Origin of the sequence: Paraburkholderia eburnea (genome assembly GCF_002917095.1) — a bacterium.
Classification (GTDB): domain Bacteria; phylum Pseudomonadota; class Gammaproteobacteria; order Burkholderiales; family Burkholderiaceae; genus Paraburkholderia; species Paraburkholderia eburnea.
This window is the reverse complement of sequence record NZ_PQGA01000001.1, coordinates 1-21,922: the sequence shown is the minus strand read 5'-3', so window position 1 is coordinate 21,922 and position 21,922 is coordinate 1. Positions and strand designations below refer to the sequence as shown.

The window sequence follows — 21,922 nt, the reverse complement described above, 5'->3', positions numbered from 1 at the left end:
CCGAGCGGAGGAACAAAAGATCATGCCAAACGCCCCTATGTACGCTCTGCTACCCGATGCGCTGGTACTCGCCGGCATCATCGTCGCGTGGCTCAACGACACGTTCACCGGTCCTTCCGGCCGGCGTACGACCTATTTCATCGCGCTGCTGACGACCATCATCGCCGGCGTCTGGTTCGCGGTGAACGCCTTCGATCCGCACGTGAGCTATTTCTTCACGCGCATGTATGTGGTCGATCCGTTCGCGAGTGCGATGAAGTCGGTGGTCACGCTCGGCTATGCCGTGTCGATCGTGTACTCGCGCAAGTATCTCGAAGACCGCGACCTGTTCCGGGGCGAGTTTTTCCTGCTTGGCATGTTCTCGCTGCTCGGCCAGATCGTCATGATCTCGGGCAACAACTTCCTCACGCTGTACCTCGGCCTTGAGCTGATGTCGCTGTCGCTCTACGCGCTGATCGCGCTGCGCCGCGACGCCTCGCAGTCGAACGAAGCCGCGATGAAGTACTACGTGCTGGGCGCGCTCGCGTCGGGCTTCCTGCTCTATGGCATCTCGATGCTGTACGGCGCGACGGGCTCGCTCGACCTCTCCGACGTGTTCAAGGCGGTCGCCTCGGGTCACATCAACGATATCGTGCTGCTGTTCGGCGTGGTGTTCGTGGTCGCAGGCGTGGCGTTCAAGATGGGCGCGGTGCCGTTCCATATGTGGGTGCCGGACGTCTATCAGGGCGCACCGACGGCGATGACGCTGCTCACTGGCGGCGGCCCGAAGGTCGCGGCATTCGCGTGGGCCGTGCGTTTCCTCGTCATGGGTCTGTTGCCGCTGGCCGTGGACTGGCAGGAAATGCTGATTATCCTCGCGGCGCTGTCGATGATCGTCGGCAACATCACGGGTATCGTCCAGCGCAACGTCAAGCGCATGCTGGCGTACTCGGCGATTTCGAACATGGGCTTCGTGCTGCTTGGGCTGCTTGCCGGCATCGTCGACAACAAGGCGACGGGCGCCGCCAGTGCGTACAGCTCGGCGATGTTCTATAGCATCGTCTACCTGATCACGACGCTCGGCGCGTTCGGCGTGGTGATGATGCTCGCCCGCCGCGACTTCGAAGCGGAAACGCTCGACGACTTCAAGGGCCTGAACCATCGCAGCCCGATGCTCGCGTTCGTCATGATGCTTGTGATGTTCTCGCTCGCCGGTATTCCGCCGACGGTCGGCTTCTACGCGAAGCTCGCCGTGCTCGAAGCGACGATGAACGCCGGCCTCACGTGGCTCGCCATCCTTGCCGTGGTCACGTCGCTGTTCGGCGCGTTCTACTACCTGCGCATCGTCAAGCTAATGTACTTCGATGCGCCGCAGGACACCTCGCCGATCGTGAGCCACGCAAGCAACCGCGCGCTGCTGACGATCAACGGTGTGGCCGTGCTCGTGCTCGGCATCATCCCGGGCCCGCTGATGTCGCTGTGCCTGCAGGCCGTGACGCACACGCTGCCTCTGTAATGTCGGCAGCCGGTTGGTTTATCGTGTTGTTGGCGCTCGCGGGCGCCAACCTGCCGTTTCTCAATCAACGTCTGTTCGGCCTTCTGCCGATGCGCGCGCCTAAAAAGAGCGCGTGGGTCCGCATCGCCGAGCTGATCGTGCTGTATTTCGTGGTCGGTGCGTTCGGCTTCCTGCTGGAAGCGCGCGCCGGTAACCGCTTCGACCAGGGCTGGCAGTTCTACGCCATCACGTTCAGTCTGTTTGTCGTGTTCGCGTTCCCCGGCTTCGCCTGGCAATATCTCGTCAAACGCCGTCTGGCGTAGTCCGACGGCAATGCGGTGCGCCTCGCTCGACAGCGGGGCGCCTGTATTTTCGATTGCAGCGCGGTTTTTCCGCGCCTCTGCGCATTCAGTCCTTATTTCCGATCCTCCCGAGGTTGAACATGGCTGCCGACCATCAGAAGCACGACGAGACGCACGATCCCGCGCTCGCCGAGACGTGTGTGGAAAGCACGACGCTCCACGCGGGCAAATTCCTGACGCTCAAGTGCGACACCGTGGCCTTGCCCGACGGCAAGCGCGCGACGCGCGAATATGTCCAGCATCCGGGTGCGGTGATGGTGATCCCGCTGTTCGACGATGGCCGCGTGCTGATGGAGCGCCAGTACCGTTATCCGCTGGCGCGCGTGATGACCGAATTCCCGGCGGGCAAGCTCGATCCGCAGGAAGGGGCGCTCGCCTGCGCGAAGCGCGAACTGAAGGAAGAGACTGGCTACGAAGCGCGCGAGTACATCTATCTCACGAAGATCCATCCGGTGATTTCGTACTCGACGGAGTTCATCGACATCTATCTCGCGCGCGGCCTGACGGCGGGCGAGTCGAAGCTCGACGAGGGCGAATTCCTGGAAACCTTTACCGCGACGCTGCCCGAACTGCTCGGCTGGGTGCGCGAGGGCAAGATCACGGACGTGAAGACCATCATCGGCACGTTCTGGCTCGAAAAGGCGCTGTCAGGCAGTTGGCCGCTGGGACAGCCCGATAAGGGCTGATTGCCGTCCGGCAGGCGGTTCAGGTGTTACGAAAACGGCGGCCCGCAAGGCTGCCGTTTTCACATCGGCGCCACATTGTTGCTGCAGGCAAAGGCAAGCGGGCCGACTCGCGCGGCGCTACAATCGACCACCGATCGGCCGGGACGCTTTGTCACTGAATGCGAAAACCGCACGGCATCGGTGTTTTCCCCTCCCGGAAATTTTACGAACGATCGTTCACAAATTTTCATTTTGCGCTACACTCCAACGCAAGCCTCGATTCCCCATGAAGGTCCTCGATTTACAGTGCCCAGACGGCCATCGGTTTGAAGGCTGGTTCGCTTCCGCTGACGATTTCGAATCGCAGCTTTCGCGCAAACTCGTCGAATGCCCGATGTGCGGCGCCACCAACGTGGCCCGCGTGCCGTCCGCGCCCCGACTGAATCTGTCGGGCGCAACGAGTGCCGGGTCATCGGCAGCGTCGTCGGTTGCGTCGGCCGCCAACGCGGACGGCCAGGCACACCATGCCGGGCCAGCCGCGCAATGGCAGGCGCAAGCGCTGCGCGCGATCCGCGAGGTCCTGGAGAAAACGGAGAACGTAGGCGACCGTTTCGCCGAGGAAGCCCGGCGCATGCACTACAACGAAGCGCCGGCGCGCAATATTCGCGGCGTCGCTTCCGCGGAGGATGCGCGAGCCCTCGTCGAAGAAGGCATCGATGTGATGCCGCTGCCGGTACCGGCCGCGCTGAAGGGTCCGCTGCAATAGCCATGCGGGTCTTCGCCGCGGTTCGGGTTCGCGCCCAACCAGCCGCGGCCAGGAGACAAACCGCATGGATCTCGACTACACCCCTACCGACGACGCATTCCGCGCCGAAGTCCGCAGCTGGCTCGAGGCCAACGTGCCTCAGGACGCGCGCGCCAAAGTTCTCAACCACAAACGCCTGAGTCGCGATGACATCGCGAACTGGCACAAGCTGCTCGGCACCAAAGGCTGGTCGGCGCCCGCGTGGCCCGCCGAATGGGGCGGCCCCGGCTGGACCGAAACGCAGCGCCACATCTGGGACGCCGAGTGCGGTCGCATCGGCGCGCCGCCGGTCCTGCCGTTCGGCGTGTCGATGGTCGCGCCCGTGATCATGAAGTACGGCAACGAGGCGCAAAAGCGCCGCTATCTGCCGCGTATTCTGTCGGGCGAAGACTGGTGGTGCCAGGGCTATTCGGAGCCGGGCTCGGGTTCCGATCTCGCCTCGCTGCGCACGCGTGCAGTACGCGAGGGCGATCACTACGTCGTGAACGGGCAGAAGACCTGGACCACGCTCGGCCAGCACGCCGACATGATGTTCTGCCTCGTGCGCACCGACCCCGCCGCGAAAAAGCAGGAGGGCATCTCGTTCCTGCTCATCGACATGAAGACGCCCGGCATCACCGTGCGCCCGATCATCACGCTCGACGAAGACCATGAGGTCAACGAAGTGTTCTTCGAGGACGTGAAGGTGCCGGTGGAGAACCTCGTCGGCGAGGAGAATCGCGGCTGGACTTACGCGAAGTATCTGCTCGGCCACGAGCGCACCGGCATCGCGCGCGTGGGCGCGTCGAACCGCGAACTCGCGTTTCTCAAGCACGTCGCGCTCAACCAGAAGAAGAACGGCAAGCCGCTGCTGCACGATCCGGTCTTCGCGTCGCGCGTGGCCGCCGTTGAAATCGAGCTGATGGCGCTCGAAGTGACCGCCGAGCGGGTGATTGCGAGCAGCAACAACGGGCGCGGCCCTGGCCCCGAGGCGTCGATGCTCAAGATCAAGGGCACCGAGATCCAGCAGGCGCTCACCGAACTGATGGTCGATGCGGTCGGCCCGCTTGCCGCGCCGTTCGATCCGGCTTTCCTGGAGGGCGAGCACGCGCATTCGGCTGCGGGCGACGACGACGCGGCCCCGCTCGCGGCGTACTACTTCAATTACCGCAAGACGTCGATTTACGGCGGATCGAACGAAATCCAGAAGAACATCATCGCGCAGATGATTCTGGGGATTTGAGGAGCGGCGCAATGGACTTCAATTTCACCGAAGAGCAACAGCAACTCGCCGACGCGCTGCGTCGCTATCTCGACAAGAACTACGGCTTCGAAGCGCGCCGGGCGATCGTGAAGACGCCCGAGGGTGTATCGGGCACGCACTGGAACGCGTTCGTCGAACTGGGGCTGACCGCGCTGCCGGTGCCGGAGCAGCAGGGCGGCTTTGACGGTACGCCCTTCGACATGCTCGTGGTCATGCAGGAGCTGGGCCGCGCGCTCGTGGTCGAGCCGTACTGGGCGAGCGCCGTGGGTATCGAAGCGCTCAAGCTCGCGGGCGCGGACGATGCCGATAACGCCGCGCTGCTCGAACGCGTGGCTTCCGGCGAAATCAAGCTGGCGCCCGCGTTCCACGAACCCGGCGCGCGCTACGACCTGTTTGAGCTTGCCACGACGGCGAAGGAAACCGGCGACGGTTTCGCGCTCAATGGCGCCAAGTCGGTCGTCCAGCACGGTGCGCAGGCCGATTACTGGATCGTGCCGGCGCGTCTGGCGGACGAAGTGGCGCTGTTCGTCGTGGCGCGCGGTGCGCCTGGCGTGACGGTGAGCGACTATCGCACCATCGACGGGCAGCGCGCCGCCACGCTCAAGTTCGACGGCGCGCAGGCGCGGCGCCTTGGCAGCACGGGCGCGGCCGCCTGGGAGCAGATCGCCGATTACGCCACCTTCCTGCTGTGCGCGGAAGCCGTCGGCGCGATCGACGCGCTCAATCACGCAACGGTCGAGTACACCAAAACGCGCCAGCAGTTCGGCGTGCCGATCGCGCGTTTCCAGGCGCTTCAGCACCGCATGGCCGAAATGCTGATTCACGGCGAGCAGGCGCGCTCGCTCACGTATCTCGCGGCGGCGCGCTACAGTAGCGCATCGCCCGACGAGCGCCGCCGCGCGATTTCCGCGGCGAAGGCGCGCGTGGGACAGGCGGCGCGCTATGTCGGCCAGCAGGCGGTGCAGTTGCACGGCGGCATGGGCGTGACCGACGAGGTCGCGGCGGCGCATCTGTTCAAGCGTCTCGCGATTATCGAAACCACGCTCGGCGACGTCGACTATCACCTCGAACGCTTCGCCTCGCTGCCGGGTTTCGCGCAGGTTGCTGCTTGAGCGTGACGTATTGAACGATTCGGAGAGCCGTCGATGGGTTTGAGTTATGAAGATCTCGAAGTGGGCAAGTCGTATGAAGTCGGCTCGCACACGTTCGGGCGCGAGGAGATCGTGGAGTTCGCGCAGAAGTACGATCCGCAGCCGTTCCACCTGAGCGAGGCGGGGGGCGAGGCGTCGATGTTCGGCGCGCTCGTGGCGAGCGGCTGGCATACCTGCTCGATCATGATGGGTATGCTGGTGCGCAATTTCTTCAAGGACTCGACCTCGATGGGCTCGCCGGGCCTCGACGGGATTCGCTGGATCAAGCCGGTGCGCGTGGGCGATACGCTTTCGATGACCAATATCGTCGTGAGCAAGCGCGTCTCGCAGAGCAAGCCCGATCGCGGCATCGTCGAAACGCGCTGGGAAGGGCGTAACCAGCACGGCGAACTCGTCGTGACGGTTTCGTCGAAGGGAATGTTCGGACTGCGCCATCCGGGCGCTCAAACCACAGGAGACACTGCATGAGCGACGTCGCAAGCGCACCGACAGCCGTAGAGATTCCCGATCTGGCCGCCTTGCGCGCGCTCGTGGGCGCCGAGCCTTTCGTGAGCCCCTGGCGCGAAGTGAACATGCCGGCCGTACAGGGTTTCGCCGATGCCACGGGCGATCATCAGTGGATCCACATCGACGAGGAACGCGCGCGCCGCGAGTCGCCGTTCGGCGGCCCGATCGCGCACGGTTTTCTCACGCTCTCGCTCGTGCCGGTGCTGCTGGCATCGACGATCAGGCTGCGTCAGCGCATGGGCGTGAACTACGGGCTCAACCGCGTGCGTTTCACCTCGCCGGTGCCGGTGGGCGCGAAGCTGCGCGGCCGCTTCGGCGTCAAGGAAGTGAGCGATGTCGAGGGCGGCGGCGCGCAGGTCGTCTGGAACGTGAGCCTCGAAACCGAAGGCAGCGAGCGTCCCGCCTGCATCGCCGAATTCATCTCGCGGCACTATTTCTGATCGTTTCTTCCGCCGCGTGCGGCGGATGTGAAAAGGGCGTCTGGTTTTGCACCAGACGCCCTTTTTTATCGGCTCGACAGTAAAGGCGTTACGCCGCCTTCGAGTCGTGTTTCGCGTATTGCGTGGCGCCGAACAGCACTTCCTTGGCCTTGTCGTCCATGAGCGGCTTGCGCGCGTTGGCGAGCACTTCGACGCCGCGCTGGACCGCGGGCCGCGCCGCGATGGTCTCGTGCCAGCGCTTCACATTGGGCAGCGCGTCGAGATCGATGCCCTGGTTCTGCCACGAGCGCGTCCACGGGAACGCGGCGATATCGGCGATGGTGTACTCGTTGCCCGCCAGATATTCGGTCTTTTCGAGCTGCGTTTCCATCACGTTGTAGAGACGCCTGGCTTCGTTGGTGTAGCGGTTCACCGCGTACTCGATCTTCTCGGGCGCGTAGATGCGGAAGTGATGCGCCTGGCCGAGCATCGGGCCGAGGCCGCCCATCTGGAACATCACCCACTGCAGCACGTCGTAGCGCGCGGCGAGGTCTTCGGGCATGAACTTGCCCGTCTTCGCGGCCAGATAGATCAGGATGGCGCCCGACTCGAACAGCGAGAACGGCTTGCCGTCCGCGCGCACCGGGCCTTCGGAATCGGTGATGGCCGGGATCTTGTTGTTCGGGCTGATGTCGAGGAATTCGGGCTTGAACTGGTCGCCCGCGCCGATATCGACCGGATGCACGCGGTACTCGAGACCGGTTTCCTCCAGCATGATATGGACTTTGTGGCCGTTGGGCGTGGCCCAGCTATAGACGTCGATCATCGTGACTCCTTAAAGCACCAGAGGGAGGCGCACCGTTGCCGCGCGCCGGATCTCGCGGACGTTAGCATAGTTCGATGCACGCCGCCGAAGCGGCGAAAGTGACCTCAATGCCAGCGTGGAAATCGCCTGGCGGCAAGCGATGGCATCATGACGGGCAACGCTCACGGAAGGCGATTTTGCCTGCTTATTTTCGATGAAGACAATGGATACGATGGCCGATCGAACTGCGTCGCCCGCGCCATTTCTGGAGCATTACACGTTTTACGAGCGGCACGAAGCGGCAGTGGGCGACGCGCCGCCGTCGCGCGTCATCGAAGCCGTCGCGGCATTCGACATGCGCGACGATCCGGTCATCGACGCGCTGCTGCGCGTGCGCGAATGGCCCGAGCGGCTCGTGCAGCGCATGGGCGGCAAGCCGTGCGAGCCGTTCGATCTGTCCGCATTCACGCCATTGCATCGAGACGACCGCGAGCTGACGTTCGGTCTCGCCGGCCGCTTCTGGCGTCCCGATTTCGGGCTGGTGAAAGTGGCCGATGCGGCGGCATTCATCGCGCTCACGCGTGCGGACATCGCCCGACTGGTCTTGCGCTTTCGGGTGCCGGAGGGAGGGCCGTCCGGCACCCGCCTCGTCACCGAAACCTTTGTCGATTGCCCGTCGTTCGGCACGAAAGCGCTGATGACGCCGTACTGGTTCGCCATCCGTGCGTCGAGCGGATGGATCCGCAAGCGCACGCTGGCGGGCGTGGCGAGAGCGCTCGCCACGCAGCCATGACGGCTATTCGGCGTATTCGGCGTATTACGAGCGCGTAACCGGCATCTCCACGCGCGAAGCCGCGCCCGCATCCATATAACGCGAGAGTTCGAGCTTGGCGATGGCGTTGCGGTGCACTTCGTCCGGGCCATCGGCGAAACGCAGCGTGCGCGCCTGCGCGTAGGCATACGCCAGCGGGAAGTCGCCGCTCACGCCGCCGCCGCCGTGCACCTGGATGGCCCAGTCCAGCACCTGACAGGCCATACCCGGCGCCACGACCTTGATCATCGCGATCTCGCCGCGCGCGCCCTTGTTGCCCACGGTGTCCATCATGTACGCGGTCTTGAGCGTGAGCAGGCGCGCCTGCTCGATCATGCAGCGCGCCTCGGCGATGCGCTCCTGCGTGACGGTCTGCTGCGCAATGGTCTTGCCGAAAGCAACGCGCGAGAGCGCACGCTTCGACATGAACTCCAGTGCGCGTTCCGCGAGGCCGATCAGACGCATGCAGTGGTGAATCCGGCCCGGGCCCAGACGCCCTTGCGCGATCTCGAAGCCGCGCCCTTCGCCCAGCAGAATGTTCGATGCGGGCACACGCACGTTTTCGAGCTGGATTTCCATGTGCCCGTGCGGCGCGTCGTCATAGCCGAACACGGTAAGCGGGCGCTTGACCGTGATGCCGGCGGCGTCGGCGGGCACGAGGATCATCGACTGCTGGGCATGGCGCGGCGCGTCGGGATCGGTCTTGCCCATCACGATATAGACCGCGCAGCGCGGATCGCCCGCGCCCGACGACCACCACTTCGTGCCGTTGATGACATAGTCGTCGCCGTCGCGTTCGATGCGCGTCTGGATGTTGGTGGCGTCCGACGAGGCGACTTCCGGCTCCGTCATCAGGAACGCCGAGCGGATCTGGCCTTGCAGCAGCGGTTCGAGCCACTGGCGCTTGTGCTCGTCGCTGCCGTAGCGCTCGATGGTTTCCATGTTGCCCGTGTCGGGCGCGCTGCAGTTGAAGACTTCGGGCGCCCAGATTACACGGCCCATGATCTCGCACAGCGGGGCGTATTCGAGGTTCGTCAGGCCCGCGCCGCGATGCGACTCGGGCAGAAACAGATTCCACAAGCCCGCTTCGCGCGCCTTGACCTTGAGCTGTTCGACAATTTCCGTGGCGACCCACGGGTTACCGTTGGCGCGGTTGCGCTCGACTTCCGCGTGATAGACGGCTTCGTTCGGATAGATATGTTGGTCGAAGAACGCGAGTAGCTTCTCGCGCAGCGCCTGCACTTTCGGGGTGTAATCGAAATTCATCCAGGACCTCGTCAATAAAGCACTAAGAAAGCACTGAGCAGAATCGAGTGCGGATTGCGTACGCAGACTGAACGCCGATGCCTCAGCGAACCTTCTGCGCGTAATGCCACGCGAGTTCGGCCATCGGTTTCGCGCGGCGGCCGGCGTCGGCCGCCTGGGCGCTGGCGGCCGTGCCGTCCACGACGCGCTTCATGATCCCCTGCAGGATGGCCGCGATGCGGAACATGTTGTAGGCGAGATAGAAGTTCCAGTCGCCGTGGATCGTGAGGCCCGTGCGTTCGCAATAGCGGCGTACATACTGCTGCTCATCGGGAATGCCGAGCGCGGCCCAGTCCAGCCCGCCGATGCCGCGGAACTGCCCCGGCTCCACGTGCCACGCCATGCAGTGATACGAAAAATCCGCGAGCGGGTTGCCGAGCGTCGACAGTTCCCAGTCGAGCACCGCGAGCACGCGCGGCTCGGTGGGATGGAAGATCAGATTGTCGAGGCGGAAGTCGCCGTGCACGATCGACACGCGCGCGCTGCCTTCGGCGTTTTCGTCGGGAATATGCTGCGGCAGCCAGTCGATCAGGCGGTTCATCGCCTCGATCGATTCCGTCTCTGATGCCTGATATTGACGGCTCCAGCGATCGATCTGGCGTGCGAAGTAATTGCCGGGCTTGCCGTAATCGGCGAGGCCGATGGCGTTCGGATCGACGTTGTGGAGCGCGGCGATTACACGGTTCATCTCGTCGTAGATCGCGCCGCGCTCTTCGCGCGTCATGCCGGGCAAGGACTGATCCCAGAGCACGCGGCCCTCGACGAACTCCATCACGTAGAACGCGCGGCCGATCACGCTTTCGTCCTCGCACAGCGCGAGCATCTTCGCGACCGGCACCTCGGTGGCGCCGAGCGCGTCCATCACGCGGTATTCGCGCTCGATGGCGTGCGCCGAGGGCAGCAGCTTCGCCTTCGGGCCGGGCTTGGCGCGCATCACGTAGCTGCGCGTGGGCGTCACGAGCTTGAAAGTGGGATTCGACTGGCCGCCGGCGAACTGTTCGACCGTGAGCGGTCCTTCGAAGCCTGCAACGTGCGCCGTGAGCCATGCGGCCAGCGCCGCCGTATCGAAGCGCTGACGTTCGGCGACCGGGCGCGTGCCCTCGAAGGCCGAGAAGTCGGTCGAGCGATCGGCGTCGCTTTTGTTTTTGTTGTCGCTGCTACTGCGGGTTGTGTCTCCATCCGGCGTGGCTTGCGCCATGTCTGTCTCCCTTCTCCAGTATGGGTGGTCCGCGCTAGCGCTCAGGGCGAAAGCGCAGATATTGCGCGTACAGCATCTCCATCGTCGTGTTGCGCACGTCGCGATGCAGCGGCGCGGGCGGGGCGTAGTTGAGCGTACGCACGACCCAGTCGTGGGGCGCTGCGCCCACATCGAGCGCGTTGATGCAGCCCGTCGTCTGCGCGAGGTGGCCGAAAAACGCGCGCCCGCCCGCCGTGATGGCGTGCGAGAGGATCGCGCGGTTCACGCCGCCGTGCAGCACCAGCAGCGCGGTGTCCCACGACGGATCGGCGCGCAGCGCGGCCACGGCGGGCAGCACGCGATCGAGCAACTCGCCGATGGACTCGCCGCCGAGAAAACGCGTCTCTTCGGGCACGACGCCGTCGAAGGCGCGCAGGAACGCGTCCTCGACATCGGCGGGCGCGAGATCGGCCAGACGCCCGCCACGAATCTCCTGCCACGCGGGTTGTTCGTCCAGCGCGATCTTCTGCCCCGTGGCGACCAGCACGCGCTGGGCCGTTTCGACCGTGCGCCGCAGGCCGCTCACGATCACGCGGTCAAAGCGCACGCCTTGCTGCGCGAACGCCTGACCCGCAGCGCTGGCCTGGGCGCGGCCGGTTTCGTTGAGCGGCACGGTGTCGGGGTCGATCGCGCGGCCGCTGTCGTCGAAGTAGGTGACGTCGCCGTGGCGCATCAGATAGAGGCGGCGGCGCGTGGGCAACTGGAACTCGCTCATGGTTTTGATCGCCGGTTTAGCGCTTGTAGACCGGCGTGCGCTTTTCGAGGAACGCGGTGATGCCTTCGAGTCCGTCGCGATGATGCAGCGAGCTCACGAAGCTATCGCGTTCGTCGACGAGTTGCGCGTCGAGCGTTTGCAGCGGCGCGGTGCTCGTCAGCGCCTTGATGCGCGAGGCCGAGTTCGGCGAGATTTTCGCGAGTTCGTCGGCCCACGCGAGCGCCGCGTCGAGCGCGCTCTGCGGCTTGACCACCCGGTTCACCACGCCCAGGTCGGCCAGACGCTGCGCGCCGATCGGCTTGCCTTCGAGCATCACCTCGAAGGCGAGGGCGCGCGGCAGCGCATGCGAGAGGAACCATGAACCGCCGCCATCGGGCGTGAGGCCCACGCGCGAATAGGCCATCACGAATTTGGCGTCTTCGGCGGCCACGAGCAGATCGGCGGCCAGCGCGAGCGAGAAGCCCGCGCCCGCGGCGGCGCCCTCGACGGCGGCGATCACGATCTTGCTCGACTGGCGCATCGCCGTGACCCAGTGAGCCAGCATGTCGATGCTGGCGGCCTGCACCGAAGGGTCCTTGGCGCGGTTTTCGAGCAGGCGGTTCAGGTTGCCGCCCGCGCAGAAGAAGTTGTCCGCGCCCGTGAGGATGATCGCGCGCAGCGACTCGTCGCGCTCGGCCGCGTCGAACGCTTCGATTGCGGCGGCATACATGTCGGGGTGCAGCGCGTTGCGCGCGCCGGGATTCGACAAGGTGAGCACGAGCGTCGATTCGTGATGATCGGGGCGGGTGGTGCGGAGTTCGGCGCTCATTGCGATGCCTCGGTCGAGAGAGTGTGCGGATGGACGGCGCTGACGCAATTCGCGCCAGAACTCATGCGCGACGCGTCGAGCTTGCCTTTTGCCGCGAGTTTGGCGAAGGTGTCGGCGGAGTTGGCCTGCGCATTGATGGGCGCGGCGCCGGTTGTCTCAATGTTGAAATGATGTGAAGTCATTGGAAGCGTGGCTCCATGATTGGCCTAGAATAGCACGGTCGTACATTTTTATGAAAAAGGTTCTGCGCTTTCCCGGCGTGCTGCGGGTTCACCCGGAGCCGGAACGCAGGCCGTCGCTCCCAGGAGGAAACGAGGATGATCAAGCTGCATGGTTTTGCCCTCTCGAACTATTACAACAAGGTCAAGTTCGTGCTGCTCGAACACGGCATCGAGTTCGAGGAAGTGCTGACGAAGCTGCCGCTCGCCGAAGCGCAACTCGCCCAGTCGGCCACGGGCAAGGTGCCGTTCATCGAGACGGAGCAGGGTTTTCTGTGCGAGTCGGAAGTGATTGTCGAGTATCTGGCGGCGCGCTTTCCCGACAAACGCATCTTTAGCGCCGATCCGTGGCAGGCGGCCAAGGAGCGCGAGCTGATCGCGGTGATCGAGACGCATCTGGAACTGGCCGTGCGCGAGCTTTATCCCGAGGCGTTCTTCGGCGGCACGGTGAGCGAGGAGGTCAAGAAGAGCGTGGAGAAGCGCGTCACGCGCCATATCGCGAGCCTCAAGCGTCTGGCCACTTTCGCGCCGTATGCGCGCGGCGAGCAGTTTGGCATCGTCGATATGTCGGCGTTCGTGAATCTGCCGCTCATCGGCATGGCGACGCAGGCGATCTACGGTCGCGACATGCTGGCCGAGGCCGGCGTGGACTGGAAGGCGTATGTGAAGCTGCTGGGCGCCCGGCCTGCGGCGCAGCGCGTCGGCGCGGATCGCAAGGCGTATATCGAGGCGACGCGCTGAGGCGATGATCGACGCTTCGGGCGATGCGCCGCAACGACAGGTCGTTTGCGGTCGCATCGCGCGGGCTTGGCGTCGCGTGCGCGTCAGAGGCGCGCGAGGCGTTCGAGTGCGCTGGCGAGCGTGCTTTCCTGCTTCGCGAAGCAAAAGCGCACGACGCCCGATTCATGCGCTTCGTGATAGAACGCCGACACCGGAATTGCCGCCACGCCGATTTCAGCCGTGAGCCACTTCGAGAACTCGGCCTCCGGCAAGTCGCTGATCGCCGAATAATCGACGCACTGGAAGTAGGTGCCCTCGCAGGGCAGCAGCTTGAAGCGCGAGTTGGCCAGGCCCGCGCGGAAGAAGTCGCGCTTCTTCTGATAGAACGCCGGTAGTTCCAGATACGGCTGCGGATCGCGCAGATAGTGCGCGAGGCCGACCTGCATCGGCGTGTTCACCGTGAACACGTTGAACTGATGCACCTTGCGGAATTCCGCCGTGAGCGCGGCGGGCGCCGCGACATAGCCCACTTTCCAGCCCGTGACGTGATAGGTCTTGCCGAAGCTCGACACGATGAAGCTGCGCGCGGCCAGTTCCGGATAGCGCGCGACGCTCTCGTGCGGCTGGCCGTCGTAGACCATGTGCTCGTAGACCTCGTCGGAGAGGATCAGCACGTGGGTGCCGCGCACGATTTCTTCGAGTTTCCTCATGTCCTCGGCGCGCCAGACCGTGCCGGTCGGGTTGTGCGGCGTGTTGATGAGGATCAGGCGCGTTTTCGGCGTGATCGCCGCCGCGAGGCGGTCGAACGGGATCGCGTAGTCGGGCGCTTCGAGCGTCACGAACACGGGCTTGCCGCCCGCGAGCTCGATCGACGGCAAGTAGCTGTCGTAGGTCGGCTCGACCACGATCACTTCGTCACCGGGATGCACGGTCGCGAGGATCGCCGTGAGCAGCGCCTGGGTGGCGCCCGCCGTCACCGTGATCTCGCTGGCGGCGTCGTAGCGGCGACCATAGACGCTCGCGATCTTGTCGGAGATCGCTTCGCGCAGCGCGGCCACGCCCGCCATCGGCGGATACTGGTTGTGACCGTCACGCATGGCCTGCGCGACCGCATCGACAATGCGCTCGTCGCAGCCGAAGTCGGGGAAGCCCTGGCCCAGGTTCACCGCGCCTTTTTCGGCGGCTAGCGCGCTCATCACCGTGAAGATCGTCGTGCCGACATTGGGCAGGCGCGATGGAAAAGAGGGTGTGAGCAGGTTTTGCGGCGAAGTTTGCGTCGAATCTTGCGAAGGATGCGGTGCGTTCATGGCGCGGACGGTAGAAGACGGAGGGACGGGAAGGTTGATTGTAGGGCAGGGGCGCGCGCGTCGCTTCAGTGCGCGCTTCACTGCGATTCAGTACCCTTCAGGGCGCGGCGGCCAGCCCGCATTCGGCCACGAAGGTATCGGGCGTGCCGATGCGAAAGCCGAAGTCGCGCGCAATGCGCTTTGCCATCTTGAGCACGGCGCGGTCCTTCGAGACGAGCCACGCCGCGCCGCTCGCGCGCGCCAGTTCCAGAAACTTCTGGTCGTCGCGGTCGCGGCATTGCGGCAGCGCGCGCGCGTCGGCGGGCAATTCGGGCGTCTCGATCTGGCGCACCAGCGTGGCCAGCATGGCGAGCGCGCCCGCCTTGTCGGTGCCGCGCCCCTGGAACTGCGGATAGTCGAGCACGTAAGCCAGTTCGCCCTGACAACGCGTGTCGATCAGCGCGGCCAGCGCGCCGCCCTCGAGCGCGGTGCGGATCGCCCGCGTATGCGGGTCGTCGAAGACGAGGATGTCGAGCCAGACGTTGGAATCGAGCACCACGGTCAGCGGTGCGGCATCGGTCTGGGGCGGTGCGGGGTCAAGAGGCGTGAAACCGGTCATTCGTGAATTCGCTACAATCGGGCTTTCGCCTTTGAACATCGGCACCTGGGTGCCTGCAAGCCTCTATGATAATCGTTCTGTCGCCGGCCAAATCGCTCGACTATGACACGCCGGCGCACATCGACGCCCACACCATCCCCGATTTCGTCGACGATGCCGCCGAACTGATCGACGGCCTGCGCCGCCTGTCGCCGCAGCAGATCGGCACGCTCATGAGCATTTCGGACCCGCTCGCGCGGCTGAATTTCCAGCGCTACGCCGACTGGTCGACCAGATTCAGCCGCGACAACGCCAAGCAGGCCGTGCTGGCCTTCAACGGCGATGTCTACGAAGGGTTCGACGCCCGCTCGCTCTCGCATGACGATCTCGACTACGCGCAGAACCATGTGCGGGTGCTTTCGGGGCTCTATGGCGTGCTGCGTCCGCTCGACCTGCTGCAGCCTTATCGACTGGAAATGGGCACGCGTTTCGAGAATTCGCGCGGCAAGGATCTTTACGCGTTCTGGGGCGAGCGCATCACGCACGCGCTCAACGCGCAGCTGGAGCGCAACAACCGGGGCGCGCGCGTGCTCATCAACTGCGCGTCCACCGAGTACTTCAAGGCCGTCAAGCCGAAGAAGCTCGACGCGCCCATCGTCACACCGGTCTTCGAGGACTGGAAGGGCGGCCGCTACAAGATCATCAGCTTCCACGCGAAGCGCGCGCGCGGCCTGATGGCGCGCTATGCAGTCGAGAACCGCATCGCCGAGCCCGAAGCGCTCAAGGCCTTCGATGTCGAAGGCTACGCGTTCGATGCCGACGCATCGAACGATTCCACTTATGTATTCCGCCGGCGCATTGCCGACTGAGCGCTCATTGAGCGACTCGACCAAACCCTCCTGATTGCTGACCCAGCGAAGGAAAAGTCATGACGATTTCCATTTCCAGCCAGTTCGACGCGGGTGCGATCGAAGTGCTGTCGTGCGAAGAGGCCGAGAAGATCCGCCTGCGCGTGCGCCCCGATAACCAGTCGGAATTCGCGCAGTGGTTCTACTTCCGCATCTCGGGCGTGCGCGGCGAACGCTGCGTGATGACGTTCGAGAACGCTGCGCAGTGCGCGTTCCCCGAAGGCTGGCGTAACTATGAGGCGGTCGCGAGCTACGACCGCGTGAACTGGTTCCGCGTGCCGACCTCGTACGACGGCAAGGTGCTGACGATCGATCACACGCCCGATTTCGACAGCATCTATTACGCCTATTTCGAGCCGTACGGCGAAGAGCGCCATTCCGAATTCATCGGCACGATGCAGCAACTGCCGCACGCGATGCTCACCGAACTCGGCCAGACCGTCGAAGGCCGGCCGATGTCGCTGCTCACGCTGGCGACGCCGGGCGACGACACGCCCGCAGGCAAGCCCAAGAAGACGGTATGGATCATCGCGCGCCAGCATCCGGGCGAAACGATGGCCGAGTGGTTCGTCGAAGGGCTGGTGAAGCGTCTCGCGGGCATGGGCGACTGGGCGGGCGACCCGGTCGCGCGCAAGATCTTCGACCATGCGGTGTTCCACATCGTGCCGAACATGAACCCGGACGGCAGCCGCCACGGCAACCTGCGCACCAATGCGGCAGGCGCGAACCTAAACCGCGAATGGCTGGAGCCGGACGCGCAACGCAGCCCCGAAGTGCTGCTGGTGCGCGAAGCAATCGAGGACACCGGCTGCGATCTGTTCTTCGACATTCACGGCGATGAAACGCTGCCGTACGTGTTCGTGGCCGGCTCGGAAATGCTGCCGGGCTTTACCGAGCAGCAGCGCAAGGAACAGGCCGCGTTCATCGAGGCGTTCAAGATCGCGAGCCCGGATTTCCAGGACAAGCATGGCTACGAAGCAAGCCGCTATCGCGAAGATGCGCTGAAGCTCGCGTCGAAGTACATCGGTCACAAGTACGGTTGCCTGTCGCTCACGCTGGAAATGCCGTTCAAGGACAATGCGAATCTGCCCGACGAACGTGTGGGCTGGAATGGCGAGCGCAGTGCCGCGCTCGGCGCCGCGATGCTGCAGGCTATCCTGCATCACGTCGAAACGTTCGCCTGAATAGCGTAGCGGGCGTGACCCTGTGAAAAAGGGGGAAGCGGTGTGAGCCGCTTCCCCCTTCTTGTTTTCTGGCGCGCCTTTGACCGCGTGCGCTTCAGGGCGAAGCGCGCGAGATCAGTGCGCCGTCGACTTCTTTTTTGCGGACGTTTTCTTCGGAGTGGACTTCGACGATTTCGACGAGGTCTTCGTGCTGCTCTTGGACGTCGCGGACGACTTGTGGCTCGACTTGCCCGAAGTCGCTTTCTTCGAGCCCTTGCTCTTGCCCTTGCCGATGGCTTTCTTCGATTTGCCGCTGTGTCTGCCGCTCACATGCGCGGACGTGCCGCCCGCAGCGGCGCTGCTTTCACTATGCGCGCGCGACGGCGGCACAGGATCGTTCCAGCTGAACGCGAGGATCTGCTGGCCCACATAGCCGCAGCGGAACTTGAGGTCGTAGGGTTCGTGGCTGCTGTCCTGCGGCACGCCGACGCCATCGACGGTCACGATCGTATCGACCTTCACACGCTGCTTGCCTTCGTCGAACGAATCGTTCCAGGGCGTCACGGTGGCGTGCGCGCTGTCGAAGGAGCTGGGTGGAAACTCGACGTGATCGAGCACGGTCGACGTGCTGGCAATGAACTTGCCGTGTGCCGCGCAACTGGCGACAAGCGGATCGGCATGCATTTGCGTGACGTAGGTGTTGATGAGATCGTTTTGCTGTTCGAGCTGATCGGCCTGGGCCGGGAGCGAGCACAGAAGCGCAAGGCTCGCGGCGCAGGCGGCCAGTCGGCCGAATACGGTCAGCAACTGGCGGGATGCGTTGTTGCGGTCCATCTGATTGTTCTTGATGAGGGTGGGACGTCAGGCACCGTAAGATGCCGCGGCGCGGGTATGAGTTCCAGGCGCGCAACAAATAAATTCGTACGAACGGCTGAGGCAGTCGATTTGCGCGCGGCTGGCGGATAGTCCGCACCAGTCAGGCCGTGCGCGTTGGGACGCTGGGCCATTCTAGCGCAGGCTTACGGCGCGGCGTTCGAGGAACCTGTCGGATGATGTGTGCAGCAATGCCGCAGCTACCCAGTGCGACTCAGCGCGACCCAGGAAGTCAGGCGCGCGGGCCGCCGAGGCGATAGCGCCGCACGTCGTAGGTGGTGACCCAGGCAGGGCGATAGACGGCGATCAGGGCGGTGGCCATGCCGGTGAACCACGCTTCGCCAGACGCGAGCAGGAATACGCTAAACGCATAACCAGCCGGCACGGTGAGCATCGAACCGTTGTTCAGTGTCAGGTGAGTGCCAAGCGCGAGATACGCCGCCGCTGACACCGCAATGGCGGGCGAGACGAACCCCTGCCCGACGATGAACATGAACAGATTGCGCGGCAGCCACGCGATGCAGGCACGCTGCAATAGCGTCGAAACGCCCACTGGAAACGCGCCGAATACGAGGAAGGTGAGGGCGACGCCGTCCCAGGGCGCGTCGAACACCACGGCGGCCAATGCCACCACGACCGCCATGGCAACGAGTGCGAGTCCCCAGTCGAACAGCGTGACGACGAGGGTGGCGCCAAGCAGATGCAGCACGGTGCCGTCCTCGAGCCACGCGTTGCTCGCCCACAGCACGGCGACGGCCACGATGATGGCGAGCCACACATGCTGGAGCGTTGCGTCCTGCAGGCGCTTGAAGGGGTTGTTCCATAACGCGAGCGCGAGCAGTCCCGCCGATGCAATCCATGCAACGACGATCACCCAGAGCGGCAGCGGCGTGTATAGGAATCCCATGTGCTTCATATTACTCGTTGGAGGGCAAAACGTGTGCGCATCCGGGCGACGCGTCCTGCTCTTCGCTCGCCTCCGACGGCGAGCCGGCCAGCGGTGCGGGCGCTTCAAGCGCGTCCGGCGCGGCGGCCCTGTAGGGCGTGGCCGGCTCCGCGGCGAGCGGTAGCGCTTCAAGGGTGTCGTCTGTCTGCAACGGATAGCGAAAGGCCGTTTTGCTGCGCTTGCGTAACGGCACCTGGCCATGTTCGCCGTAAGAGGGTTTCGGCGCGCTTTCGCGACGTGTGCGTAGCACCTGCAACTGGTTGGCCAGCAGTCCGTTGTAGATCGCGACGGCGGCGGCGCGGTTAGGGGCGCCGAGTTGCTGGAAGATGCTCGCCAGATGGACCTTGACCGTGCCCTCGCTGATGCCGAGTGCGCGGGCGATCATCTTGTTCGTGCCGCCCATATGCACGCAACGCAGGATCTGCTCCTGGCGCGGCGAGAGGTCGATCCTGGGCTTGCCCTTGCGCAGCGCGGTGCTGCCTCTCGCGTTGCGGCGCGGAGGCACGGGCCACGGTCCGGGCGGACAGCATGACGGGCCAAAGATATCGGCGGGCAGATGATCTCCGCCTAGCAGAATCAACTCCAGCAACTTGACGATGAGGATTGAATCGGTCGTGCGCCGGATGATGCCGCGCGCGCCTTCGTCGAGCACGGCCCGCACGCTATGAGGCGGTTCGGTGCGGTCCACGAGCACGGCGATGGGCAGCGTTCGATGCCGGTTTGCGAAGTGACGCAACTCGCCCGGCAGAATGCCCTCATGCCAGTCGATGACCAGCAGGTCCGGCGTGAAGCGCTGCATCGCGCGTTCGGCGCTGCGCCAGTCGGGTGCGTCGTTAAAGCGTGCGCGCCGGTCGATTTGTCGTAACAGCGCCTTGAGCCCTTCGCGCCTTTCGGCGTCCGGATTGAATACTGCAAACCGCATGGGGATACCCTCCTCTCGTATCAGGCCTCTCGAAATATCGGGTGTGACAGTGTTTGTGCACACCGCTTTGAAACCGGGCCAACAGCATCATCATGACAAAAAGAGAAGCTTCCGACGGCCTGTCCAGATGGCGTAGGACATAGGGCAAAAAAAAGTCCCGCACTCAGGCGGGACTCGGTAGGAAAACACGGCGTTGCTTAGTGGAAGTGTGGCTGAACAGGCTCAGCATCTTCCGGCATCTCTGCATGAACAATCTCACCGAGGGGATCGGCATAGAGCGGCACGCCGCAGTCGTCGCAGTACTCCGGCTCGAAGCGGCCGGCGTGGCGGCGGATATCGGTGATGCCCGATTCCTTCAGCAGTGCGACGATCTCCTCGATCGGACCGCCTCCTACATTTTCCTCGGACGGTTCCTCGTCGATGTCAGCGTCGCCATTCTCGCGGCCATAAAGCGGCCACACGACACCGTAGAGAACGTCGTTGCTGCCGCGCCTGGTGAAGCCGACGCGGTACTCGTCGATGCGGCGTTCGCCGAAGCCCGCGACGACGGCGCGCAGGTCTTGTGCCGTCGCGCCGATCGTGTCGAGCAGATAGCGCACGGCGGTGCGGATCGTGTGCGGTCGCACGCGCTCGTCGGCATCGCGGCAGGCCGAATAGTAGGCGTCCGGCAGCAGGCACTCGAATTCGCAGCCCGGCATGACGACGGCGAGGTTCGCGCCACCTTGCGTGGCCCACTGTTCGAGGCACTGACCGCGCTCGATGCGCGTGCCGTTCTCTTCTTCCTGCCAGCGGAACAGCGGCGTGCCGACGGGCGCGGCCACCACGGCCAGCAGGAAGCGCGGATCGGCGAGAATGGGCGACGTCTCCGGCAGCTCGGTCGCGCTGATCTTCGCGCCTGTGCCATGGAGCGCGGCCTGCGTGAGCTGTTGCGCGAGACGCCAGGTCTCGACGTGATGGCGCGGCAGTTGATCGATGCTATAGAGATAGGGCGCCATCGCGACGCGCGAGCCGCTTGCCAGCACATGCGCCTGCAGATGCGTGCGCAGGGCGTCCGACGCTTCCGCCTTCAGCGGCCCCGACGGAATGACGTAACGCGTCCAGGCAAGCACGGGGACGGCAACGAGGAGCGCTTCATGTTGCACGCCGTCGTGCTCGACGAGGAACGACTCGCTATGGGTCTCGGCCATGTCTGCCAGCGCGCCGTAGGCATCCGGGTGGTTCTGCTGCAAATGATCGAGCGCGGCGTCGAGCGTAGTCTGATTGCCGTTGCGCACGACCTTCGCGAGCAGTGTGTCGAGCTTGGCCTCCCAGAAGCGGTCTTCGGTGCGACTGCCCGACGCAAACAGGGCGAGGGACAGGCCGACAAGTTTGTCGGCGTCAGGGGGGAGGCGTTTGGCGATTCGCGAGCGCATAAATCTTGTGAGTTTGGATGCGGAGAACATCACATTCTAGTCGGTTCCGGGCAGGCCATCGGTTTGGCCTACAGAGGGGGCGCCGGCAGGAGTGTCGCGGTGTCGCGAGAACGCGGGATGAAGAGGGGAGGCCGTGGGCGGGGCGTGTCGAGAAAACACTTGCCATGTGTCATCCCTGTGACTAGAATTCCGCTCCTTCGCTGCCTGCGGTACTGACAGCGAAGCCTGCCGGGAGAAACGGCGGGTCGTTCGGGTGGCATCTTTCAAGCAGTAGCCTGAAAAAAGATGTTGACGAAACGAAAAAGAGCCTTCATAATCTCGTTTCTCTGCTGCAGACGCAGCGACGCAGAAGCCGCCGGATGGTTGGAATGCCCGGCAGGATTCGCGACTCGATCTTTAAAAATTTACAGCCGATAAGTGTGGGCGCTTGATGCGGGTGCGGCCTGACGGATCCTTCGGGATTGGTCGGGAGTGGCAAAAGTATCAAGAGTCTCACACAGAAGTAAGTCAGGTTTTTGAAGTGATTCAAATTCCTGTCAGCTTTGAGTGAGCGACGGGTTCTTAAGTGA

24 protein-coding genes are annotated in these 21,922 nt (G+C 64.3%); 12 read left to right on the top strand and 12 right to left on the bottom strand.

Annotated elements, in window-relative coordinates; genetic code table 11:
- Positions 1-22 precede the first annotated feature (22 nt).
- The 8 genes from nuoN (at position 23) to B0G62_RS00090 (ending at position 6,647) form a co-directional block, all read left to right on the top strand.
- Positions 23-1,495 (top strand): NADH-quinone oxidoreductase subunit NuoN, encoded by a 1,473-nt coding sequence (gene nuoN / locus B0G62_RS00125; RefSeq protein ID WP_103701380.1) that lies wholly within the window; start codon positions 23-25, stop codon positions 1,493-1,495.
- On the top strand, positions 1,495-1,797 hold the full coding sequence (locus B0G62_RS00120; protein ID WP_103701378.1) for a DUF2818 family protein: 303 nt from the start codon (positions 1,495-1,497) through the stop codon (positions 1,795-1,797). Before nuoN ends, B0G62_RS00120 begins: the two co-directional genes overlap by 1 nt.
- A gap of 119 nt (positions 1,798-1,916) precedes the next feature.
- Positions 1,917-2,522: an NUDIX domain-containing protein gene (locus B0G62_RS00115; protein WP_103701376.1), complete on the top strand. Its 606-nt coding sequence runs from the start codon at positions 1,917-1,919 to the stop codon at positions 2,520-2,522.
- Between the two features lie 265 nt (positions 2,523-2,787).
- On the top strand, positions 2,788-3,267 hold the full coding sequence (locus B0G62_RS00110; RefSeq protein ID WP_103701374.1) for a DUF1178 family protein: 480 nt from the start codon (positions 2,788-2,790) through the stop codon (positions 3,265-3,267).
- Positions 3,268-3,331: 64 nt separating this feature from the next.
- Positions 3,332-4,528, top strand: a complete 1,197-nt coding sequence (locus B0G62_RS00105) for an acyl-CoA dehydrogenase family protein (RefSeq protein ID WP_103701372.1) — start codon at positions 3,332-3,334, stop codon at positions 4,526-4,528.
- An 11-nt stretch (positions 4,529-4,539) separates the two neighbouring features.
- Positions 4,540-5,661 (top strand): acyl-CoA dehydrogenase family protein, encoded by a 1,122-nt coding sequence (locus B0G62_RS00100; RefSeq protein ID WP_103701370.1) that lies wholly within the window; start codon positions 4,540-4,542, stop codon positions 5,659-5,661.
- Positions 5,662-5,694: 33 nt separating this feature from the next.
- Positions 5,695-6,168: a MaoC family dehydratase gene (locus B0G62_RS00095; RefSeq protein WP_103701369.1), complete on the top strand. Its 474-nt coding sequence runs from the start codon at positions 5,695-5,697 to the stop codon at positions 6,166-6,168.
- The gene (locus B0G62_RS00090) at positions 6,165-6,647 is read left to right on the top strand and encodes a MaoC family dehydratase (RefSeq protein WP_103701366.1); all 483 of its coding nucleotides are present in this window, start codon (positions 6,165-6,167) and stop codon (positions 6,645-6,647) included. Before B0G62_RS00095 ends, B0G62_RS00090 begins: the two co-directional genes overlap by 4 nt.
- An 88-nt stretch (positions 6,648-6,735) precedes the next feature.
- Here the strand turns inward: B0G62_RS00090 and B0G62_RS00085 are convergent, their stop codons facing one another.
- The gene (locus B0G62_RS00085; protein WP_103701364.1) at positions 6,736-7,452 is read right to left on the bottom strand and encodes a glutathione binding-like protein; all 717 of its coding nucleotides are present in this window, start codon (positions 7,450-7,452) and stop codon (positions 6,736-6,738) included.
- Positions 7,453-7,663: 211 nt separating this feature from the next.
- Between B0G62_RS00085 and B0G62_RS00080 the strand changes: the two genes are divergently transcribed.
- On the top strand, positions 7,664-8,224 hold the full coding sequence (locus B0G62_RS00080; protein ID WP_244193065.1) for a hypothetical protein: 561 nt from the start codon (positions 7,664-7,666) through the stop codon (positions 8,222-8,224).
- Positions 8,225-8,248: 24 nt separating this feature from the next.
- On the opposite strand, the gene B0G62_RS00075 is transcribed toward B0G62_RS00080, so the two are convergent.
- The 5 genes from B0G62_RS00075 to B0G62_RS00055 form a co-directional block, all read right to left on the bottom strand.
- Complete coding sequence (locus B0G62_RS00075) at positions 8,249-9,508, bottom strand: acyl-CoA dehydrogenase family protein (protein WP_103701360.1); 1,260 nt, start codon at positions 9,506-9,508, stop codon at positions 8,249-8,251.
- A gap of 82 nt (positions 9,509-9,590) precedes the next feature.
- Positions 9,591-10,745, bottom strand: a complete 1,155-nt coding sequence (locus B0G62_RS00070) for a phosphotransferase (RefSeq protein ID WP_103701358.1) — start codon at positions 10,743-10,745, stop codon at positions 9,591-9,593.
- 34 nt (positions 10,746-10,779) lie between these two features.
- Positions 10,780-11,499, bottom strand: a complete 720-nt coding sequence (locus B0G62_RS00065; protein WP_103701356.1) for a histidine phosphatase family protein — start codon at positions 11,497-11,499, stop codon at positions 10,780-10,782.
- A gap of 16 nt (positions 11,500-11,515) precedes the next feature.
- Positions 11,516-12,307: an oxepin-CoA hydrolase, alternative type gene (locus tag B0G62_RS00060; protein WP_103701353.1), complete on the bottom strand. Its 792-nt coding sequence runs from the start codon at positions 12,305-12,307 to the stop codon at positions 11,516-11,518.
- Positions 12,304-12,489, bottom strand: coding sequence for a hypothetical protein (locus B0G62_RS00055; RefSeq protein WP_103701350.1), 186 nt, complete (start codon positions 12,487-12,489; stop codon positions 12,304-12,306). Before B0G62_RS00055 ends, B0G62_RS00060 begins: the two co-directional genes overlap by 4 nt.
- A 135-nt stretch (positions 12,490-12,624) precedes the next feature.
- Here B0G62_RS00055 and B0G62_RS00050 point away from each other — a divergent pair, with 135 nt between their 5' ends.
- Positions 12,625-13,266, top strand: coding sequence for a glutathione S-transferase family protein (locus tag B0G62_RS00050; protein WP_103701348.1), 642 nt, complete (start codon positions 12,625-12,627; stop codon positions 13,264-13,266).
- 83 nt (positions 13,267-13,349) lie between these two features.
- Here the strand turns inward: B0G62_RS00050 and B0G62_RS00045 are convergent, their stop codons facing one another.
- Both B0G62_RS00045 and B0G62_RS00040 read right to left on the bottom strand, forming a co-directional pair.
- Positions 13,350-14,552 carry a pyridoxal phosphate-dependent aminotransferase gene (locus B0G62_RS00045; protein WP_103701346.1) on the bottom strand — a complete coding sequence of 401 codons (1,203 nt, stop codon included), beginning with the start codon at positions 14,550-14,552 and terminating at the stop codon, positions 13,350-13,352.
- A 97-nt stretch (positions 14,553-14,649) separates the two neighbouring features.
- Positions 14,650-15,150 carry a putative toxin-antitoxin system toxin component, PIN family gene (locus B0G62_RS00040; RefSeq protein WP_103701344.1) on the bottom strand — a complete coding sequence of 167 codons (501 nt, stop codon included), beginning with the start codon at positions 15,148-15,150 and terminating at the stop codon, positions 14,650-14,652.
- Positions 15,151-15,215: 65 nt separating this feature from the next.
- Here B0G62_RS00040 and yaaA point away from each other — a divergent pair, with 65 nt between their 5' ends.
- On the top strand, positions 15,216-15,998 hold the full coding sequence (yaaA, locus tag B0G62_RS00035) for a peroxide stress protein YaaA (protein WP_103701341.1): 783 nt from the start codon (positions 15,216-15,218) through the stop codon (positions 15,996-15,998).
- A 59-nt stretch (positions 15,999-16,057) separates the two neighbouring features.
- Positions 16,058-17,221, top strand: coding sequence for a M14 family metallopeptidase (locus tag B0G62_RS00030; RefSeq protein ID WP_103701339.1), 1,164 nt, complete (start codon positions 16,058-16,060; stop codon positions 17,219-17,221).
- 114 nt (positions 17,222-17,335) lie between these two features.
- Here the strand turns inward: B0G62_RS00030 and B0G62_RS00025 are convergent, their stop codons facing one another.
- The 4 genes from B0G62_RS00025 to B0G62_RS00010 form a co-directional block, all read right to left on the bottom strand.
- Positions 17,336-18,034 (bottom strand): BspC domain-containing protein, encoded by a 699-nt coding sequence (locus B0G62_RS00025; RefSeq protein ID WP_103701337.1) that lies wholly within the window; start codon positions 18,032-18,034, stop codon positions 17,336-17,338.
- Between the two features lie 271 nt (positions 18,035-18,305).
- Entirely contained in the window at positions 18,306-18,980 is a 675-nt protein-coding gene (locus tag B0G62_RS00020; RefSeq protein ID WP_103702825.1) for an energy-coupling factor ABC transporter permease, read from the bottom strand.
- 10 nt (positions 18,981-18,990) lie between these two features.
- Complete coding sequence (locus tag B0G62_RS00015) at positions 18,991-19,941, bottom strand: LuxR family transcriptional regulator (protein WP_103701335.1); 951 nt, start codon at positions 19,939-19,941, stop codon at positions 18,991-18,993.
- A 197-nt stretch (positions 19,942-20,138) separates the two neighbouring features.
- Positions 20,139-21,353: a DUF2863 family protein gene (locus tag B0G62_RS00010; protein ID WP_103701333.1), complete on the bottom strand. Its 1,215-nt coding sequence runs from the start codon at positions 21,351-21,353 to the stop codon at positions 20,139-20,141.
- Positions 21,354-21,922: the final 569 nt, after the last annotated feature.

Coding starts and splice junctions, on each gene's coding strand:
- nuoN (WP_103701380.1), top strand. CDS start 23: ATGCCAAACGCCCCTATGTACGCTCTGCTACCCGATGCGCTGGTACTC.
- B0G62_RS00120 (WP_103701378.1), top strand. CDS start 1,495: ATGTCGGCAGCCGGTTGGTTTATCGTGTTGTTGGCGCTCGCGGGCGCC.
- B0G62_RS00115 (WP_103701376.1), top strand. CDS start 1,917: ATGGCTGCCGACCATCAGAAGCACGACGAGACGCACGATCCCGCGCTC.
- B0G62_RS00110 (WP_103701374.1), top strand. CDS start 2,788: ATGAAGGTCCTCGATTTACAGTGCCCAGACGGCCATCGGTTTGAAGGC.
- B0G62_RS00105 (WP_103701372.1), top strand. CDS start 3,332: ATGGATCTCGACTACACCCCTACCGACGACGCATTCCGCGCCGAAGTC.
- B0G62_RS00100 (WP_103701370.1), top strand. CDS start 4,540: ATGGACTTCAATTTCACCGAAGAGCAACAGCAACTCGCCGACGCGCTG.
- B0G62_RS00095 (WP_103701369.1), top strand. CDS start 5,695: ATGGGTTTGAGTTATGAAGATCTCGAAGTGGGCAAGTCGTATGAAGTC.
- B0G62_RS00090 (WP_103701366.1), top strand. CDS start 6,165: ATGAGCGACGTCGCAAGCGCACCGACAGCCGTAGAGATTCCCGATCTG.
- B0G62_RS00085 (WP_103701364.1), bottom strand. CDS start 7,452: ATGATCGACGTCTATAGCTGGGCCACGCCCAACGGCCACAAAGTCCAT.
- B0G62_RS00080 (WP_244193065.1), top strand. CDS start 7,664: ATGGCCGATCGAACTGCGTCGCCCGCGCCATTTCTGGAGCATTACACG.
- B0G62_RS00075 (WP_103701360.1), bottom strand. CDS start 9,508: ATGAATTTCGATTACACCCCGAAAGTGCAGGCGCTGCGCGAGAAGCTA.
- B0G62_RS00070 (WP_103701358.1), bottom strand. CDS start 10,745: ATGGCGCAAGCCACGCCGGATGGAGACACAACCCGCAGTAGCAGCGAC.
- B0G62_RS00065 (WP_103701356.1), bottom strand. CDS start 11,499: ATGAGCGAGTTCCAGTTGCCCACGCGCCGCCGCCTCTATCTGATGCGC.
- B0G62_RS00060 (WP_103701353.1), bottom strand. CDS start 12,307: ATGAGCGCCGAACTCCGCACCACCCGCCCCGATCATCACGAATCGACG.
- B0G62_RS00055 (WP_103701350.1), bottom strand. CDS start 12,489: ATGACTTCACATCATTTCAACATTGAGACAACCGGCGCCGCGCCCATC.
- B0G62_RS00050 (WP_103701348.1), top strand. CDS start 12,625: ATGATCAAGCTGCATGGTTTTGCCCTCTCGAACTATTACAACAAGGTC.
- B0G62_RS00045 (WP_103701346.1), bottom strand. CDS start 14,552: ATGAACGCACCGCATCCTTCGCAAGATTCGACGCAAACTTCGCCGCAA.
- B0G62_RS00040 (WP_103701344.1), bottom strand. CDS start 15,150: ATGACCGGTTTCACGCCTCTTGACCCCGCACCGCCCCAGACCGATGCC.
- yaaA (WP_103701341.1), top strand. CDS start 15,216: ATGATAATCGTTCTGTCGCCGGCCAAATCGCTCGACTATGACACGCCG.
- B0G62_RS00030 (WP_103701339.1), top strand. CDS start 16,058: ATGACGATTTCCATTTCCAGCCAGTTCGACGCGGGTGCGATCGAAGTG.
- B0G62_RS00025 (WP_103701337.1), bottom strand. CDS start 18,034: ATGGACCGCAACAACGCATCCCGCCAGTTGCTGACCGTATTCGGCCGA.
- B0G62_RS00020 (WP_103702825.1), bottom strand. CDS start 18,980: ATGGGATTCCTATACACGCCGCTGCCGCTCTGGGTGATCGTCGTTGCA.
- B0G62_RS00015 (WP_103701335.1), bottom strand. CDS start 19,941: ATGCGGTTTGCAGTATTCAATCCGGACGCCGAAAGGCGCGAAGGGCTC.
- B0G62_RS00010 (WP_103701333.1), bottom strand. CDS start 21,353: ATGCGCTCGCGAATCGCCAAACGCCTCCCCCCTGACGCCGACAAACTT.